We start from the raw sequence: 18,047 nt of genomic DNA on the forward strand, positions 1-18,047 counted from the left end.
GTCGCGGTGGTAAGTTCGTGGCGAATTCAAACGCGTGGTCGCGTTGGGTCGCCTGCAGGACGCCATAGAAGTATCCCGCCTCACTCCGCCTGTCCAGCGAATTGCGCATTTCCATGATCGATCGCGCGCTCCACCACGTCCGCAGTGTCTGGGGTCGCGTGCCACGCTGGCGCCGCGGCGCGCTGGTCGCGGGCGGCCTGTTGGTGGTCGCGCCGTCAACCCCGTGGGCCCACGAGATCCCTCGGCGCGTGGCCGTGCAGGCATTCGTCGTCAACAGCGGAACGGTGGTGCGGGTGCTGGTGCGGGTGCCGTTGGACGCGATGCGCGATGTGGAGTTTCCGATACGCGGTGCGGGATACCTCGACGTGGCGCGCGCCGACAGCACCTTGCGAGACGCAGCGCGTATTTGGGTGGCCGATGCGATCGATCTCGTCGCCAACGATGTCACCCTTCCCACGGGACGTCTCGCCGCCGTCCGCGCGTCATTGCCATCCGACCACGCGTTCGAGCGCTACGCCGACGCGCTCGCGTTGGTGCGCGGAGTGCCACTCGATGGCGCGATCGACATTCCCGTGCCGCAGGCCATGCTTGACGTGCTGCTCGAATACCCGGCCACCGAGCCCGATGCGCGGCTGGCCATCCGTGCACGCTTTGCCCATCTCGGCGTGCGCACGTCGACGGCGTTGCGCGCCGTGTTCGCGGATGGGACCGAGCGCGCCTATGTGTACGAGGGTGATGCCGGCTTGCTCCCACTCGATCCCAGCTGGTGGCATGCCGCCACGCGGTTCGTGGTGATGGGTGCCACTCATCTACTCGATGGCATCGACCACCTGCTGTTTCTGCTCTGCCTGATCCTGCCCGTGCGTCGCATCCGTCCGCTGGTGGGCATTGTGACCGCTTTCACGGTGGCCCATTCCATGACCCTGGCGGCATCGGCGTTGGGGTACGCGCCCGACGCCTTGTGGTTCCCGCCGCTCGTGGAACTGCTGATCGCCGCGTCGATCGTTTACATGGCCATCGAGAACATCGTTGGCGCGAAACTGGAACGGCGGTGGCTGGTGGCGTTCGGCTTCGGACTGGTGCACGGATTCGGCTTCTCGTATGCGCTGCGGGAATCGCTGCAGTTTGCCGGCGCGCATTTGGTGACGGCGTTGGCGGCGTTCAACGTGGGCATTGAGTTGGGGCAACTGGCGGTGCTGATGGTCGCCGTACCGCTCTTGTCGTGGCTGTTCACACGCCGAGTGGCGGAAGGCCCCTGGCGTATCGTTATTTCCGTGCTGGTGGCGCACACGGCCTGGCATTGGATGACGTCACGGTTCGAGACGCTTCGCACGTATCACCTCAGCTGGCCCGCCATGGACGTGGCGCTGGCCATCACCCTCATTCGATTGGCCATGGGATTACTCGTCGTCGGTGGCACTGCGTGGGCGCTGTCCGGATTCATGTCGCGCTGGACTGCGGTGCGTCCGCGGGGGTCGGCCCTGTTGCTGGCCCTGTGCGCGGGAACGATGCTGGCGGTCACCATGCTGCCGTCGGTGGGCGCGGCGCAGGACTCGGTGCGCACCACGATGACTGGTGTCTACACCGTCGAACAGGCCACCAAGGGCAAGGAAGTGTTCAATGGCGCGTGCGTTGGCTGCCATACCTCCGCGTCGCACAGCGGCGAGGAGTTTGCCAAACGGTGGGTGGGCAAGATGTTGTGGGAGTTCTACGATTATGTCAGTCGGCTGATGCCGGACGAGGCGCCCGGCGCGCTGTCGGAAGGAGAGTACCTGTCGGTGACGGCCTACGTGCTCAAGCTCAACGGCATGCCCGCCGGATCGAGTGAGCTGAAGGCGGTTCCGGAGGACTTGAAAAGCATTCGTATTGACACCGTGCCGAACGGTGTGAACCAACGGTCGAGTGGTGGAAGCAGGCACGGCGCGCGCATCCGGTGATGGCGCGGGACTACATCGCAGCATGAACGGAGAATCCATGACGAAGCGATCAACCAGGCGGGTGTTCGGGATGGTGTTGGCCGCCAGCGCGGTGGTAGTCGGTGCGCTGGGGGTCAATGCGGTGCGTTCGGTGGCCCAGGCCGGCAAGCCGCTGGTGCGTGGCAACGCGGTTGGCGAGTGGCGATACTGGGGGGCGGATGCGTGGAGTTCGCGCTACTCGCCGCTCGAACAAATCAACGCCAGCAACTTCGATTCACTGAAAGTGGCGTGGACATGGAACGCGGGGGCGTTCGGCAAGGATGAGTACTACCGCGCCACGCCCCTGTATGCGAACGGTCGACTCTTCACCGTGGCCACGACCCGACGCAGCGCGATGGCGCTTGATCCCAGCACGGGCGAGACGTTGTGGATGTATCGGATGGAAGAGGGTATCCGGTGGCAGAAAGCGCCGCGACAGTATTCCGGCCGTGGTCTGTCGTACTGGACCGACGGACGCATTGAACGCGTGCTGGTCGTGACGCCGGGCTACCATCTGGTCTCACTCGATGCCAAGACCGGACGTCCCGATCCGCTGTTCGGGAAGAACGGTGTCGTCGACCTGATGGAAGGTCTCGGGTACCCGATGGTTCCGCTGGCTGTGGACGATTCCGGTCCGCTGATCATCAGCGATGCCGCGCCGATGCGTCAGGCCAAGCCGGGCGAGACCTGGGATCCCGTCAGGAAGATTGGCGCCGATGGCACGATCGGGATCGACCCCAAGGCAGGCCAGATTGCCGCCAGTTCGCCGCCGATTGTAGTTGGCAACATGCTGGTCGTCGGCAACTCGTCGATTCACGGCTACTACCCGATTCGCGCGCACAACATTCCCGGGTTCATTCGCGGATTCGATATCCGCACGGGGCGTCAGGTCTGGAAGTTCAACCTCGTGCCGCAGCCGGGTGAATTCGGCGCGGACACCTGGAAGAATGGATCGAAGATTGGCACCAAGGGCGTCGGCAAGAATGACGCGTGGGCAACCTACTCGGCTGATCCGGAACTGGGACTGGTGTACATCCCGGTGGGCATGCCGCTCATGGATGAATACGGCGGCCATCGACCCGGCAACAACCTGTTCGGCAACAGCATCGTAGCGCTTGATGCGAAGACCGGTGTGCGCAAATGGCACTTCCAGATGGTCCATCACGACATCTGGGATTACGACGCACCGATGGCGCCGAACCTGCTGGATATCACGGTCGACGGGAAACGTCGCAAGGCGATCGCACAGACCACCAAGCAAGGCTGGGTGTATACGTTTGATCGCGTGACCGGTGAACCGATCTGGCCGATGCCGGAAACGGCCGTGCTGCAGAGCGACGTCCCCGGCGAGATCTCATCGCCGACGCAGCCGATTCCGTCCAAGCCCGCACCGTACTCACAGCAGGGGCTCGTGGAAGCCGACCTCATTGATTACACGCCGGCCATCAAGGATTCGGCGCTCAAGATGGCGAAGCGATGCCGTATGGGTCCGTACTTCATTCCGCCGGCGGCGGCCGATGGAAAGGGCAAGAGCGGTGTGCGGTGCACCTGGTATTCCCCCGGTGCGAGTGGTGGCGTGAACATCGACGGTGGGGCCGCCGTCGATCCCGAAACCGGCACGCTGTTCGTGGCGTCGATCACCGGGATGAGCACGGCGCAGGTGCAGAAAGATCCGTGCTCCGAATTCGACTACAGCTCGGTGCGCGACAGTTGCGGATTGCCGGGTGCCTTGCCAGCCCCGCCGGGCTACGTCAAGCCAGCCAGTGGCGATCGTGGCGGGGACTTCGGCGCGCGCTCGGCGGGCTCAATGCTGGGTGGCGTGTCCATCGTCAAACCCAAGCCCTACGGCGGCATCACCGCGTACAACATGAACACCGGCGACAAGGGTTGGTGGATCCCGAATGGCGGCATGCAGAAGATCACCAGTCGTGATCCGCTGTTTGCCGGCGTCACGCTGCCTGATCAAGGCGCGCGTGGTCAGGCGCAGGCGATCACCACCAAGACGCTGATGATCTACGGCACCGGTCGGGGCGGCGGACCGCCGGGTTCGCCGGCCACGCTGTATGCGGTGGACAAGGCCACGGGCAAACAGGTGGGTGCGCTCAAGATTGACTCGCGCACCACGGCCGTGCCGATGACGTTCATGCATATGGGACGGCAGTACATCGTGTTTGCAACGGGTGCGGAGGAGAGCACCGGACTGACGGCGTTGGTGTTGCCGAGAAAGTAAGACGCCGTGAACCGCGAAGTACGCGAAGGTCGCTAAGGATTTGACTTAGCGACCTTCGCGCACTTCGCGGTTCAATATCCTGCACCGATCAGGAATGGCTTGAACTAGTTCTTTCGCTCGTACCGCTTGAGCGCCTTCTGCCCCACCTCGGCCCCGTAAATGTGGCCCGCGGCATCCACCGCCACCCCTTCCGCGGAACTCGTGCTCGGCGCCTTCTCGTCCGGGTCGGGAATGAACGCCGTCACCTTGCCGTCGCGCGCACTGCCAATGCGAATCCCGCGCTTCCACGCACTGTGCGGCGGCGCCACCGAGCCTGATTCCGAGTCGGCGACATACAGCATGTCGTTCTTGTCGATGTAGAGGCCGCTGGGGCGACTGAACTGATACCACGTGTCCAGCAGCGTGAAGTTCTGGTCCATGATCATGATGCGATCGTTGCCGCGATCACCCACGAACAACCGGCCGCGCGAATCGAAGGCGAGGGCATGCGGCTGATCGAGATCGGTGGGCCCTTTGCCAAACGTCCCCCACGTCTTCAGCAGTTTGCCCGCCTTGTCGAATTTGAACAGGCGCGCGTTCGATCCGGCGCGCGAGGCATGACCTTCCGCCACGAAAATATCGCCGTTGGGCGCCGTCACGATGTCATTCGGCATCCAGAAGTACGCGCTGTCGCGACCGCCACCGGCTGCGCCCAGCGTCATCAGCAGCTTGCCATTGGGACTGAACTTGAAAATCTGATGACCGCGCGGTGGGGCCGGTGCCGCACCGGCCGCCGGTGCGCCACCGGTGCATGTGCAGTCTGTCACCCACACGTTGCCGTCGCGATCCACGTGAATGCCATGTGGCGACATCAGCAGGCCTTCTCCAAACGCCTTCACCATCGCGCCGGACGCATCGAACTTGTACACGGACGGCAGCGACGACGTGGCACAACTGTTGGCGCCACATCGTTCGGCCACCCAGATACTCTTACCGTCCTTGTCAATGTCCACCGCGCTGGTGGAACCCCACGCCCGTCCCTCGGGCAGTTTGGCCCAGCCGACGATTGTACGATACGGATTGGGGGCGTCGTTGAGCGGTGTTGGCGTCTGCCCGGCAAGCGGCGGAGCAATCGCCAGCAGGGTGAACAGCAGGGAATTCCGAACGGATATGTGTGTGGTGCCACGCATGGTCATCGGGGAAGGGCGACAGGATGACGGGAGGAGCAGGGAGAGGCTATCCATACAGGGCCGCGTCGGCCACCCGCAGGCAACACCCGTTCGGCTGCCCACGAAAAGCGACTTGTGCGAAGTGGCGCCCGCCCTGATCGTTCGGAACCTCAAATCCAGGCCTGCGTATTGAAGGACCTCACCTCCGGTTCGATTCCGAATCACATCGTCCGCCTGGCCATCCCCATGGCGGCCGGCATGATTTTCCAGACGCTGTACTATCTGGTGGATCTGTATTTCGTGGCCCGGCTCGGTGACGCAGCCGTAGCCGGGGTGAGCGCCGCCGGCAACGTTCAGTTTATTGTCATGGCGCTCACACAAGTGCTTGGTGTCGGCACCATGGCGTTGATCGCGCATGCGGTCGGCCGCCGCGATCAGGACGACGCGAATCTGGTGTTCAATCAGAGCACGCTGATGGCGGCTGTGTGCGGCGTCTCCGTGCTGATCGGCGGTCTGCTGTTCTGCCGACGATACATGCTGGCGGTCGGCGCCGACGCGGCCACCGTGGAGGCGGGCACGCAGTACCTGAGGGCCTTCGTGCCCGGACTGGCGCTGCAATTCGCACTGATCTCCATGGGGTCGGCCCTTCGCGGCACCGGCATTGTCAAACCGACGATGCTGGTGCAGATCGTCACGGTCGTGATGAACATCGTGCTCGCGCCCGTCCTGATCGCCGGGTGGGGGACGGGCCGACCATTGGGCCCTGCGGGGGCCGGACTGGCCAGCTCACTGGCCATCGGGACGGGCGTCGTGATGATGACCACGTACTTCCTGCGTCTCGAGCACTATGTCGGGTTCAAGTCGCATCTGCTGCGGTTTCGCGGCGACGTGATGCGACGTGTCCTGAAGATCGGCGTTCCGCCAGGCGGTGAGTTTGCCTTGATGTTCATGTACACGGCGGTGGTGTACTACGTGATTCGCGACTTCGGGGCGCCGGCGCAGGCGGGCTATGGCATCGGGTCGCGCGTAATGCAGGCGATCTTCATGCCGGTGATGGCCGTGGCGTTCTCCGCCGCGCCGCTGGCTGGTCAGAACGTTGGTGCCGGACGCATGGATCGGGTGCGCGACACGTTTCGCTGGGCTGCCATCATCGGCTGCGTGCCCATGGCCGTGCTCACGCTGCTCTGTCAGATCCGACCCGAGTGGCCAATCGGCATCTTCACGAAGGAGGCCGCCGTGGTGGCCGTGGGCGCGGAGTTTCTGCGCGTGATTTCCTGGAACTTCGTTGCCACCGGACTGATTTTCACGGCCTCGGGGATGTTTCAGGCGTTGGGGAATACCATCCCATCACTGATCAGCAGCTTTTCCCGCATGCTGACGTTTGCCTTGCCGGCGCTGTGGATGTCCACGCGCGCCGGGTTCGGACTTCGACAGGTGTGGCTGTTGTCGGTCGCCACGGTCTCCGTGCAGGCCGTACTCAGCATTTTGATGCTGTTGCGCGAGTTGCGAAAGCGAGGGGCGCCGCGCCCGGTGCTCAGCACGGCCTGACGCAGTGTGCGCGAACTACTCCACGCGCCAGACGCGGTTCCAACCGTCGGCAAACGCGTAGCAACGGCATCCGCCAATCCACCGCGCGCGAATCGCCTGCTGACGTTCGAGACACGTGCCGAGGCCGTTGCAGACCACATCGGTGACAAGCAGATCGCGCCAGGCCTGCACCGGTGTGACTCGTGGGTCAGGAATCCATCGAGGTCGTTCTGCGGTGGGGAGCCACGTGGGCATGGGCAAGTCGGACCGCCTCCCGGTGGTGCCAGTGGCGACGACCACTCCTGCCTGCGAACGAGGCGCGTCGGCGACTGCGAAACGAAGGTGACCCGCCTGACGCGGCGCAATCGCGGCGTTGGTGGGCGACGACAACGGCCGCGTACGCAGTCCGCCAATCGGAACCGCTGTCGGTGCGGCCGGTCCGATCGCATTCGGCGAGACGGTGCCCACCAGCGGCGTGGGCCGCTGGGCCACTGCCGGCGTCGGTGCCGCCGTGGCGAGCGCAACGACGCACACGATACGCCGTGTGCGCTGGCAGATGGAAACCGGCACGAGACGACTCCTTGTGAACAGGCGGGTAACGTCGGATTGTATGACCGGACCCCTATCCATACCCTCATGAAGCTATCCTCGATGCCCCACCGTCCGCACCGTTTCCGTGGTGGCCCTGTGCTTGCGCTGCTGGTAGTGCTTGGGGCGTGCGATCGCCAGGCGGTCGAGCGCGTCAGCACGGCCACCTACGACGTAGTGATTGCCAACGCCCGCATCATGGATGGCACGGGCAATCCGTGGTACGACGGAGACGTGGGTATTCGCGGCGATCGTATCGCCACCGTCGCGCCGCGCGGGGCGCTGGCCACCGCCCCTGCCACGGAGCGCGTGGATGCGGCCGGACTCGTGCTGTCTCCCGGTTTCATCGACATCCAGGCGCACAGTTGGAACCAGCTGTTGTTTGCCGACGGGCGCGTCATCGGCAAAGTGGCCCAGGGGGTCACCTCGGAGATCCTCGGCGAAGCGACAACGCCGGCGCCGTCAAACGAGCGGATTGACTCGCTGTACATGGGCGGCGACCCCGACGACGCCTTGATGCTGGCACGTGTGCCGCAGTTCCGCGGCACCCACGGCTTCGGGACGTGGCTTGACTCGATGCAAGCGCACGGCAACGCCGTCAACGTCGGCAGCTATCTGGGGGCCACGACCGTGCGCGCGTATGCCATGGGCCAACGCGAAGGCAATGCATCACCCGCGGAACAGGACACCATGCGCGCGGTGGTGGTCAACGCGATGCGGGACGGCGCGTTCGGTATTTCGAGCGCGTTGATCTATCCGCCAGGTTCGTATGCGGCGACGGCGGAACTGATCGAAAATGCCAAGGCCATGGCGCCGCTGCACGGAACCTATATCACCCACATTCGCTCGGAAGAAAACGAATTGTTGCCCGCCATGGACGAGGCCATCCGCATCGGCAAGGACGGCGGTGTTCCGGTGGTGATCTACCACTTCAAGGCGAGCGGGCGCGTCAATTGGCCCCTCGCCGGACCGGCCATCGCGAAGATCGATTCAGCGCGCGCGGCCGGGCAGGACGTGAAGGCGACCATGTATACCTATCCCGCCTCAGGCAACAACCTTTCGTCGTGCATTCCCGGGTGGGTACATGCCGATGGCCGGTTGCTGGACCGACTGCGCGATACGTCGCTGCGCGCGCGCATCAAGCGCGAAATGGCCGACCAGACGCCAACGGCGCCGGCGCTCTGTCAGCAGAATCCGCCCAACGCCTATCAGATTGCGGGATTCAAGAAACCTGAGTGGAAGCGTTTCGAGGGGCTCCGCCTTGATGCCATCGCCACGGCGCTGGGGCTCGACTGGACGGACGCCGTCATCCAACTCACCCTCGGCGAATCCAATGTGCTGGGCAAGGTGTCCTTCGCCATGTCGGACGACAATGTGGCGCGCATGCTCAGCCGGCCATGGGTGGTGGTCGGCAGCGACGCCGGGGGATACGATCCCGACACGACAACGGCATTGGTGCATCCGCGGTCGTACGGCGCGTTCGCTCGCATGCTCGGCAAGTACGCGCGCGACGAATCACTGTTCACATTGGAAGAGGCCGTACGGAAAATGACCTGGTCCACCGCGCAGATTCTCGGACTGCGGGATCGTGGCTTGGTGAAGGAAGGCATGTTTGCCGACTTGGTGATCTTCAATCCGACCACCGTCAGTGATCGGGCGACGTTTTCGGCGCCACATCAATTGGCGACCGGCGTTCGTGACGTGTTTGTGAACGGTGTCGCCGTGTGGAAGAACGGAAAGCATACCGGTGCGAAACCGGGACGCGCCCTGCGCGGTGCTGGCTACGTGGGGACGCGCTGATGCGCGCCGTCAGGCAGGTGATTCGTCGGACGTGGCCGATCGGATTGTGTGCGCTGCTGGCCGGCTGTCGTGGCGAGCACCCGGCCACCGCGTCCGACGCCGTGCTGCAGTTCTACACCATGCGCGACGCCCTCGGCGGCACGGGCGCGCCAACGGCGAAGGAACTGGCCGCGCTTCGGCCGTTCATCGCCGATTCCCTGGCGCGCGGTCTGTTCATTGCCGATTCCCTGCGGCAGGCGGACATGGAGCGGGCACCGGACGAGAAGCCGCGCTTTGTGGAGGGCGACATGTTCTCGAGTCTGTTCGAAGGGGCGACGGCGTACCGCGTGATGCCGGCGATACCCAACACGGACCCCGCGCTGGTGCCTGTCGAGTTCACGAATGACAAGGAACGCCCGGTGGTGCGCTGGACCGACACGGTGGTGGTGACGCAGCACGACGGACGATGGCTGGTGCACGATGTTCGCTATGGCGGTACGTGGGACTTCGGAAACAAGGGGACGCTGCTGCGACAACTTGCCCCGTCACCATAGTCCCACGCCGCTCACGCTGCGTGACTACACGCGGCGCGTCCGCCAACGCCCACGCCGGAACATCAGCAAGCTGACACCCGCCAGCGCGGAGTAGGCGGCGGTGATCGAGACGAAAATCGCGTGCGATCCCATATTGGTGTGACGGGCCAGCAACCACGCCAGCGGGATTTCGAAACCCCAGAACACGCCGATGTTGATGCGCGTTGGTGTTGTCGTGTCGCCCGCACCATTGAACGACTGCGTGAGGGTCATGCCGAAAGCGAACAGCGGAAACCCGAAGGCGATGATCCGCAGTCCGTACACCGCCACCTCGGCCACGGCCGCATCATGCGTGAAGCCGGACACGATGGCGCGCGCAAACACCACGAAGGTCAACCCCATCACGCCCAGAAAGGCCACGTTGTACCGGGCGGCCGTCCACACGGCGCGCTCGGCCCGATCGGGATTCCGCGCCCCAAGCGCCTGACCCACCATGGTTGCCGCCGCGTTGCCCAGACCCCAGGCTGGCAGCATCGCAAACATCACCATGCGCACCGCGATGGTGTACCCCGCCATGGCCGCACTGCCGAACGCCGCCATCAGTCGCACCAGCACGATCCAGCTGAGACTGCCCACCAGCACCTGAAACGTCCCGTGCAACGAGAGTCGCAGCATGCTGCGCATGGTGTCCAGCTCGACCACCAGATGATGCCGTTGCACCCGCAGATGTCCGCTGCCACGGAACAGGCGCGAGATCGCGAACAGCAAGCCCGTGCCGCGGCCAATGGTGGTCGCCACGGCCGCTCCCGTCACGCCCATCTCCGGGAACGGTCCGACGCCGAAAATGAGCAACGGCCCGAGCACGATATTGATGCCGTTGGCCAGCCACAGCACCCGCATCGAGACCGCCGCATCGCCGGCGCCGCGGAAGGTCGCGTTGACCACGAACAGCAGGAATGCCGTCCAACTGCCACCCAGCATGACGCGGGCAAACGTGGTGCCGGTTGACAGAACATCGGCACTGGCCCCCATCATCTGTAGCAGCGCGGGCGTCATGACCGCACCGATCAACGCGAGTGCACCGGAGATGACCGCCCCCAGCAGAATCACCTGGACGGCGGCGCGTCCGGCGCCATCGGCGTTCTTTTCGCCGATGCGTCGCGCCACGATCGCGGTACCGGAGATGGCGAGCCCCATCGCCAACGTGTACACCACGATCATCATGGACTCGGTGAGTCCCACGGTGGCCACCGCGCTGGCGCCGAGTCGGGCCACGAAGAACACATCGGAGAGCGCGAACAGACTCTCCATGATCATCTCGAGTACCATGGGAATGGCAAGCAGAAAAATTGCCTGCCCGATGGACCCCGTGGTGTAGTCGTGGGAACTGCCGCGCAGTGCCTGCCGCACATCGCGACTGATGCGCCGGTACATGGATACGGGTTCCGCTGCCGCGTTGATTTCTGTTGTCACGCCACCCTCGTCATCATCAAGACAAACGCCCCACCTGCACGTCGAAGCAGGAGGGGCGTCTGTCAGCGAGGAGCGGCGACCAATTCGCGGCTGCTACTCGATGCTCCTTGCTTCGATGCTGCTGTCCATGAGCACGACCGACCGGCCCGGACACACCGGGGCGGCGAACGCAGTCAGAGGGATTCGGAGCATGTTCATCGAAGCACCTGGGGAACGAGCGCGGAAGCGCGGGGAACTGCAGCGCGGAGCATGTTAACAAACGAAACCAACAGGCGCAACCGCGCCGTTGCTCAGTTGGGGTTCCTGCGCAGTCGCACCGACCCCGAGCCGGTCTCGATGCGAATGCGTCCAGAGCCGTCGCCGATGGTCCCGCGCAGACGGTCGCGCTGCACGCTGTTGGTGCGCACGGGGAAGTCGGAACTGATGCCGCCGCTGCCTGTTTCGATGTCGACCGTCGCATCGACGCCGGCGGGCAGCGCGACCGCAACGCTTCCTGACCCCGACTCGACACTCAGGGATTTCGGTGACGACACGAAGCCGAGATGGACCCCACCGCTGCCCGCGTCGACGGCCACGTCGGTCGAACGGATCTCGTCAAATCGCACGGTGCCCGAACCGACATCGACGCGCAGCACGCCGCACTGCACGCCCGTGCCGCCAACACTGCCGGAGCCCGTGTCAATGGTGCACGTGTCGCTGTGCACATCGGTCATCGTCACGCCGCCCGATCCGTTGTCGATCTTCAATTCACTGCCCCGAACCTCACGCACCTCGACGCCACCCGATCCCGCATCGATGTCGAGTCGGCCGCGTGTGCCGGTGGCAACCACGCGCGCTGCGGAAACATCAAGACGAAGGTCGGCGTCCACCCGTGTGGCCGTCAGTTCACCCAGTCCGAGATACACCGACACGGTCGTGCCCGCCGGAACGCGCACCACGAGATCGGCCCAGGCGTCCGTGCCGTCGCCGCGCGTCGTGACCCGCACGCGATCGCCGCGATTGCCGTTGCGATCGCCGCCGTCCCACGTGCCATCGCGATCTATGCGCAGGTCCGTACTGCTGCCAGCGCGATCGGTCCGATCTCCACCGTACACGATATCGTCATCAGTGGGGTACAGCACGCGATACGCGTTGCGCCCCCGAATCTCGCCGATCGCCGTCTTGAGCTTCGCGCCGTCGCGACCACCGCGCGTCATCTCGACGGTGACCTCGCTGCCGCTGCCGGCCTCCACACGCACATGCCCGGCCACGTTGTAGATCGCGACCTCGCGGCCGCCCACCACTTGGCGATCTTGTGCGTACAGCGGCGACGCCACGCTGGATGACAAGGCAACGGCGATGGAGCACATCGCGAGGGAGCGGCTCGGAACGAACAAATGCGTCATGGCAACCGGCGGTTGAGGGTGTGACCTGTACGGCGGTCAGTGGCCGCAGGTGTCAGCATTTGGACGCCAGAGCACGTAGGAGGGTTTGAATGGACGCGCGGCAGTCTGGCACACGACCCCACTGGCCCGCACTTTATCCCGTCCTTCACCTGCCGCCTTCACACGGACCCGCCCACATCATGCGCACCTCGCTCCCCCCTTTTGCGCCGTCCCGCCGTGGCCTGCGAAACCCGTTCGTGTCATTCGTGCTGATACTCGGTGCGACGCCTGTGGTGGCGCAGTCACGCGTGTTACCCAGCGCGCCGGTAGTCATTGATTCCACCGACCCCGTGGCCGTGATGGTCTCGCGACTGGAACTCGATCGCTATAAGGCGACGGTGAAGGGGCTCACCCAGTTTGGCGATCGACGTCAAGGCACCGATCGGAATCGCGCGGCCATTGACTGGATCGAGGCGCAACTCAAGAGCTATGGCTGCACCAACACCGAACGCATCACCTACGACTACTCACCGCCACCGCCAACACCGCGCGGGCGCCGCGGGCGCGGGCGCGGGCGCGCCAGGTGGCGCCGCACGACCGCCGCAACCGGCCACCGCATCCGGCGGTGGGCGCGCCCGTGGCATTCGGACGCGTACCGGCGTCAACAACGATTCGTTGCTGCAGCCGGACGCGCGGCTGCGCGCGCTCAACGCCCAACCCAGCACGCCAGGCCAGCGTCAGGAAGTGTTCTGCACGAAGATCGGCACCACGCACCCTGAGGAGATGTACATCGTCGGCGGGCATATGGATGGTATCGGGTGGGGCGAAGCGGCCAACGACGACGCGTCCGGCTCAGCGATCGTGATGGAACTGGCTCGCATCTTCAGCAGCCCCGACGTGCAGACCGAACGCTCCATTCGATTTGCCCTGTGGAATAACGAGGAGTCAGGCCTCAATGGCGCGAAAGCCTATGTGGACCAGCGCGCACCCTTGCAGGGAAAAGAGAGTCCGGCCGGATCCGGCAAGTATCCCGAACCCAGGTGGTTGGGGATGATCCAGCATGACATGATGATGTTCGACCACGGCATGCCCAAGTCCGATGGCACGATGGCCAAGGAGCAGCGACCGGAAGCCGATGTGAACATCGAGTTCCAGTCCAACTCGAAGATGGCCGCGCAATCGCAGACACTGGCGTGGGCACTGCATTCCGCCAACGCAAAATACGCCACGGACTATCCGGCGCAGGTTGGTCCACACATGACCAACACCGACTCCGGTCCGTTTCAGGATCTGATTGCGTCCGTGAGTCTGCGCGAGAACGAACGCGGCACGCAGGTGGGCAGTGGCTGGGACCCGCACTGGCACCAGCCCACCGACGTCTTCGCCACGTTCAGCGACGCCGATTTCCGTCTGGGAATGAACGCGGCGCAAACGACCCTGGGGGCGTTGGGGAAGTTGGCGGGTGCGAAGCGGGTGAAGTAGGAGTAAAGAAGGGAGAGGGGAGACGGAAAGACGGGAGACGCTGAACCGGACGTATCTCGCCGGTTGGACGTCTCTCGCCGGTTGGACGTCTCCCGTCTCCCTTCTCCCGTCTTTCAGACCACCGGCACACGCCCGGCCCACGGTCGCGCACGCTCCAACTGCCCCGCCACGCGAAACAACGTCGCCTCATCGCCAAATCGGCCGACGATCTGGGTGCCAATGGGCAGCCCTTGTGCGTTCCAGTACAGCGGAACGGACATCGCGGGCTGCCCGGTCACGTTGAACAGCGGTGTGTAGGGAATGAACCCGAATGCCTTGTCGGCCATCTCATTCAGCAGCCCGCCAGATCCCAAAACGCTGCCCAGGCCTAGCGCGCCCAAAATCTTGAGCGCCATTCGTTCCGACGGCTTGGGCTGCAAAGCGCCAATCGTGAACGGTGGATCGGCGAGCGTGGGGGTGATGAGCAAATCGTACTGTGTGAAGAACTGGCCGACCGTTCGTCCCGCGGTCTGCAGGCGACGGACGGCGTTCGCGTAGTCGGATGCCCGGAAGTGACGACCAAGAACTCCCAACGCCCACGTCGCTACCTCCACGTCGTCGCGACGCGGCGCGCGTTTGAGTTGCTCACCCAGCCACTCGATATCGGCGCGGCATTCCGCGGCAATCACGGTCAGGAACGATTTGGCCAGCGCGTCGCCGTCGAGTGACGGTTCCGCCGCCACGACGTCGTGGCCCAGTGACGTGAGCAGCGTGGCGGCCTCGGCCAGCGCTGCCTTGCAGTCGTCGTGCACGTGCTTGCCGAAGAACGGAGTACTGGTCATGGCAATCCGCAAGCGCCCCGGTTCCGTCGTCACCTCCTCCAGAAACGCGCGCGCCTGTCCGGGGCAGGCCACCGGGGTTCCGGCGTCTTCGCCAGCGGTCACATCCAACATGGCCGCCGAGTCGCGCACACTGCGCGTGAGCACATGCTCCTGCGCGAAGCCGCGCCACATGTCTCCGAAGTCGGGACCGGTCGGTATGCGGCCACGTGTTGGCTTGAGACCAAACACGCCATTACAGGATGCGGGTATGCGAATTGACCCACCGCCGTCGCCACCGTGACCGATGGGGACCATACGTGACGCCACGGCTGCGCCGGAACCGCCGCTCGATCCACCGGTGGTGCGCGTCGTGTCCCACGGATTGCGGGCCGGGCCAAGGGCCTCGCTTTCTGTGAATGGTGTCAGGCCGAACTCGGGTGTGTTGGATTTGCCCACGAAGACCGCGCCGGCCCGACGGTAGCGTGCCACCAGTTCACTGTCGTGGTCCGGGACAACACGCTTGAGCGGCCGTGTCCCGTGACTGGTCGGGACACCGGCAATGGTGGCCTGCAAGTCCTTGATCACCATGGGTACGCCGGCGAAGAGGCCATCGGCCGGAATGCGCGCCAGGCTGTCGCGCGCTTCGGTCTCGAGCGTCCGCACCACGGCGTTGAGGGCTGGATTGCGAGCGGCGATGCGCGCCAGCGCGGCATTCAGCACGTCGGCGGGTGAGACCTGTCGTGCGCGGACCAATTCGGCCAGGCCGAGTCCGTCCAACGCGTCATATTCCGGGAAGGGGAGGCTCATGGCGAAGAACGCTACCGATTGGACGGCCTGACGCAAGCAAAGTGTGCGCGGTCCCTTCCCGAAACGGGGCCTGACAGCGCATCATGATGCAGCGTCCGTTCGGCCCTTCCACGCTTCGGCGTACCGATCGGATGATCTGTCCCCATCTATTCGAATGAGCGCACCATGCCTTCTCTCTCGCTTCGCTCCACGCTGAGTGGCGCTGCTCGCCTCCGCCGCTCGCGAGTCTCGTCCATACTGCTTCTGGGCACGTTGCTCTCGGTTGGTGCGTGCTCCGAGGATACGCCAGCGGATCCCATTCGTGTGGCCACGGTGGAAGTCACACCCCGTTTGTCGACCGCTCGCGTGGGTACCACGCAGCAGCTTTCGGCGGTTGCCAAGGACGCCAGTGGCAATCCGATGACCGGAGAGACCTTCACCTGGAAATCGTCCGAGCCGTCGGTGGCAACGGTTTCCGCGACCGGACTCGTATCGCTTGTTGGCCCAGGTTCAACGGCAATTCTGGCCAGTGCGCGCGGCACCTCTGGGTTCGCGACGATTGTGTCTGACGCGAATGTCGCAACGATATCGCTTTCCGCGGCGACCCTCTCATTTCCGGTACCCCTCACGCGGCAACTGTTGGCCACCGTGAAGGATGCCGCGGGCAACGATTTGTTCCGCCCGATCACGTGGACCTCGTCGGCGCCGACGGTTGCGACAGTATCGAGCGCTGGGGTGGTGACCGGAATCTCGGCTGGCAGCGCGACAATCACGGCCACGGTTGAGGGGAAGTCGGCCACGACCGCCGCAACCATTCTGCCGCCCGTACCGGTGATCACGCTTTCACTGAACACCGGCTATATGCCCATCGGTGTTGGCGTACCAATCGTCGCCACCCTTCGCGATGCGAACGGCGTGGAACTGTTGGGTCGCATCGTCACGTGGACAACGTCAAACCCGGCGATTGCCACTGTATCCGCCTCGGGAGTCGTGACAGCGCTAGCAGCGGGCAGCGTCACGATTACCGCGAGCAACGACGGTGGATCGGCCGTTGCCAGCTTCACCACCCTGCGCGGACTCGCCAGCGCCACACCTGTGACGTTTACCAACGCCGCGGTGAACACGTCAACCTTCTTCGCGGTTTATGTGCCGGCGGGCTCGACCAACTTTGCCATTGCTATTCGCGGCGGGAACGGCGATCCCGATTTGTACTTGTATCGGCCTGGCCAGACCACGGTTGCCTGCGCTTCGGAAAACGGTGGCAGCACCATTGTCGAAGACTGCGCCGTAGCCAACCCGGCGGCCGGTGTATGGCGAATCGAGGTGTTCGCGTACGAGGCGCATGCAGGCACAACGATCACCGCGACGGTCGTGCCAACGCCTCCGTGATCTCCGGCGCCATCACCGCGCTGGTCGCGCGGTGATGGCGCCGCAGCACACCGTCGATTTCAGGACACCAACGCACGAGGGGCGACCGGCAGCATGCCGGTCGCCCCTTGTACTGTCTCAGCCGTCGGTGGCGCGGTCGATCAGCGTTTCCGGCGTCGGCGGGCGGAAGCGCCAAGTCCCAGCAATCCGACGGCGAGCAGACCAACCGTTGACGACTCGGGAACCGTGCTCACGATCGGCACCTGCAAATTGTCGAAGCCAAAGGCGAGCGTGCTCCCGTCGTCCGGCTTCATGATGATGGTCAATCGATCAAAGGTCGTTGACGTGAAGTCGAAGCCCCACCAGCAGGCATTGCTGAGATTGTCGATGCGCGGGAACGTGGCCGCGATGGTGCCAACCAGCGATGCGCCATTCCACGCCTTGAAGGTCGCTTTCCCGGCATCGGTGGCAAACTGGAACGCGGCGGCGCGTGTGGGTCCATTGAACGTCATCGCCACTTCGGGATTCGCGATGGCACCGCCGCCGTAGTTGTACATCGCAAAGCCGGATGACGGAAAATAGAGAATTCCGGAACCGGCAAATGCCCCTTGCAGATTGATCGTGACGCCGCCCTGCGTGAACGGCGCCGTCACCGCGCTGCCGCTGGCCAGTCCAAGCCCTTCGAAGTTGATCGTCGACACGCTGCCCGATAGCCCGGTGTTGCGACCCTCGAGCAACTCCCCGGTCATCCCGATCGCACAGGTGCCCTGCGCCGCGGCCGGAACGGCAGCGGCGAGAACCAATGTGAGGGCTGAACCAAGACGACGAATCACGGGAGCCTGAGAGTTGGATGGAACGACGCGCCTCGCTGGATTGTCACCGGCGGGCTGGATCGGACGGCTTTCCCGTACCCTATTCGCAGGAACCGTACCGCGGAGCCAGAAGCCCGAAAACCACCGTCCCTGTGCGCCACAGTACGCCAAATAAGCCCGAGTTCGCCAGAGCAGCGTAAAC

12 protein-coding genes and 1 pseudogene are annotated in these 18,047 nt (G+C 64.5%); 7 read left to right on the plus strand and 6 right to left on the minus strand.

Annotated features, from left to right (window positions below; genetic code table 11):
• The first annotated feature begins 101 nt into the window (after window positions 1–101).
• The gene (locus IPP90_19735) at window positions 102–1,937 is read left to right on the plus strand and encodes a HupE/UreJ family protein (protein ID MBL0172892.1); all 1,836 of its coding nucleotides are present in this window, start codon (window positions 102–104) and stop codon (window positions 1,935–1,937) included.
• A gap of 37 nt (window positions 1,938–1,974) precedes the next feature.
• Window positions 1,975–4,185, plus strand: a complete 2,211-nt coding sequence (locus tag IPP90_19740) for a PQQ-binding-like beta-propeller repeat protein (protein MBL0172893.1) — start codon at window positions 1,975–1,977, stop codon at window positions 4,183–4,185.
• Window positions 4,186–4,289: 104 nt separating this feature from the next.
• Here the strand turns inward: IPP90_19740 and IPP90_19745 are convergent, their stop codons facing one another.
• Window positions 4,290–5,297, minus strand: a complete 1,008-nt coding sequence (locus IPP90_19745; GenBank protein MBL0172894.1) for a hypothetical protein — start codon at window positions 5,295–5,297, stop codon at window positions 4,290–4,292.
• Between the two features lie 225 nt (window positions 5,298–5,522).
• Between IPP90_19745 and IPP90_19750 the strand changes: the two genes are divergently transcribed.
• The gene (locus IPP90_19750; protein MBL0172895.1) at window positions 5,523–6,881 is read left to right on the plus strand and encodes an MATE family efflux transporter; all 1,359 of its coding nucleotides are present in this window, start codon (window positions 5,523–5,525) and stop codon (window positions 6,879–6,881) included.
• Window positions 6,882–6,896: 15 nt separating this feature from the next.
• Here the strand turns inward: IPP90_19750 and IPP90_19755 are convergent, their stop codons facing one another.
• Entirely contained in the window at window positions 6,897–7,430 is a 534-nt protein-coding gene (locus IPP90_19755; protein ID MBL0172896.1) for a hypothetical protein, read from the minus strand.
• An 81-nt stretch (window positions 7,431–7,511) separates the two neighbouring features.
• Here IPP90_19755 and IPP90_19760 point away from each other — a divergent pair, with 81 nt between their 5' ends.
• Entirely contained in the window at window positions 7,512–9,248 is a 1,737-nt protein-coding gene (locus IPP90_19760; protein ID MBL0172897.1) for a D-aminoacylase, read from the plus strand.
• Entirely contained in the window at window positions 9,248–9,781 is a 534-nt protein-coding gene (locus IPP90_19765; GenBank protein MBL0172898.1) for a lipoprotein, read from the plus strand. Before IPP90_19760 ends, IPP90_19765 begins: the two co-directional genes overlap by 1 nt.
• A 24-nt stretch (window positions 9,782–9,805) precedes the next feature.
• On the opposite strand, the gene IPP90_19770 is transcribed toward IPP90_19765, so the two are convergent.
• Window positions 9,806–11,194, minus strand: a complete 1,389-nt coding sequence (locus tag IPP90_19770) for an MATE family efflux transporter (protein MBL0172899.1) — start codon at window positions 11,192–11,194, stop codon at window positions 9,806–9,808.
• 329 nt (window positions 11,195–11,523) lie between these two features.
• The gene (locus tag IPP90_19775; GenBank protein MBL0172900.1) at window positions 11,524–12,618 is read right to left on the minus strand and encodes a DUF4097 family beta strand repeat protein; all 1,095 of its coding nucleotides are present in this window, start codon (window positions 12,616–12,618) and stop codon (window positions 11,524–11,526) included.
• A 179-nt stretch (window positions 12,619–12,797) separates the two neighbouring features.
• Here IPP90_19775 and IPP90_19780 point away from each other — a divergent pair.
• Window positions 12,798–14,079, plus strand: a pseudogene (locus IPP90_19780) (M20/M25/M40 family metallo-hydrolase).
• Window positions 14,080–14,192: 113 nt separating this feature from the next.
• On the opposite strand, the gene IPP90_19785 reads toward IPP90_19780, so the two are convergent.
• Complete coding sequence (locus IPP90_19785; protein ID MBL0172901.1) at window positions 14,193–15,686, minus strand: amidase; 1,494 nt, start codon at window positions 15,684–15,686, stop codon at window positions 14,193–14,195.
• Between the two features lie 165 nt (window positions 15,687–15,851).
• Here IPP90_19785 and IPP90_19790 point away from each other — a divergent pair, with 165 nt between their 5' ends.
• The gene (locus IPP90_19790) at window positions 15,852–17,054 is read left to right on the plus strand and encodes an Ig-like domain-containing protein (protein ID MBL0172902.1); all 1,203 of its coding nucleotides are present in this window, start codon (window positions 15,852–15,854) and stop codon (window positions 17,052–17,054) included.
• Between the two features lie 140 nt (window positions 17,055–17,194).
• Here IPP90_19790 and IPP90_19795 read toward each other — a convergent pair whose 3' ends face one another.
• On the minus strand, window positions 17,195–17,866 hold the full coding sequence (locus tag IPP90_19795; protein ID MBL0172903.1) for a PEP-CTERM sorting domain-containing protein: 672 nt from the start codon (window positions 17,864–17,866) through the stop codon (window positions 17,195–17,197).
• Window positions 17,867–18,047: the final 181 nt, after the last annotated feature.

The organism is Gemmatimonadaceae bacterium, assembly GCA_016720905.1.
Lineage (GTDB): Bacteria > Gemmatimonadota > Gemmatimonadetes > Gemmatimonadales > Gemmatimonadaceae > Gemmatimonas.

Coding starts and splice junctions, on each gene's coding strand:
- IPP90_19765 (MBL0172898.1), top strand. CDS start 9,248: ATGCGCGCCGTCAGGCAGGTGATTCGTCGGACGTGGCCGATCGGATTG.
- IPP90_19740 (MBL0172893.1), top strand. CDS start 1,975: ATGACGAAGCGATCAACCAGGCGGGTGTTCGGGATGGTGTTGGCCGCC.
- IPP90_19790 (MBL0172902.1), top strand. CDS start 15,852: ATGCCTTCTCTCTCGCTTCGCTCCACGCTGAGTGGCGCTGCTCGCCTC.
- IPP90_19775 (MBL0172900.1), bottom strand. CDS start 12,618: ATGACGCATTTGTTCGTTCCGAGCCGCTCCCTCGCGATGTGCTCCATC.
- IPP90_19760 (MBL0172897.1), top strand. CDS start 7,512: ATGCCCCACCGTCCGCACCGTTTCCGTGGTGGCCCTGTGCTTGCGCTG.
- IPP90_19770 (MBL0172899.1), bottom strand. CDS start 11,194: ATGTACCGGCGCATCAGTCGCGATGTGCGGCAGGCACTGCGCGGCAGT.
- IPP90_19785 (MBL0172901.1), bottom strand. CDS start 15,686: ATGAGCCTCCCCTTCCCGGAATATGACGCGTTGGACGGACTCGGCCTG.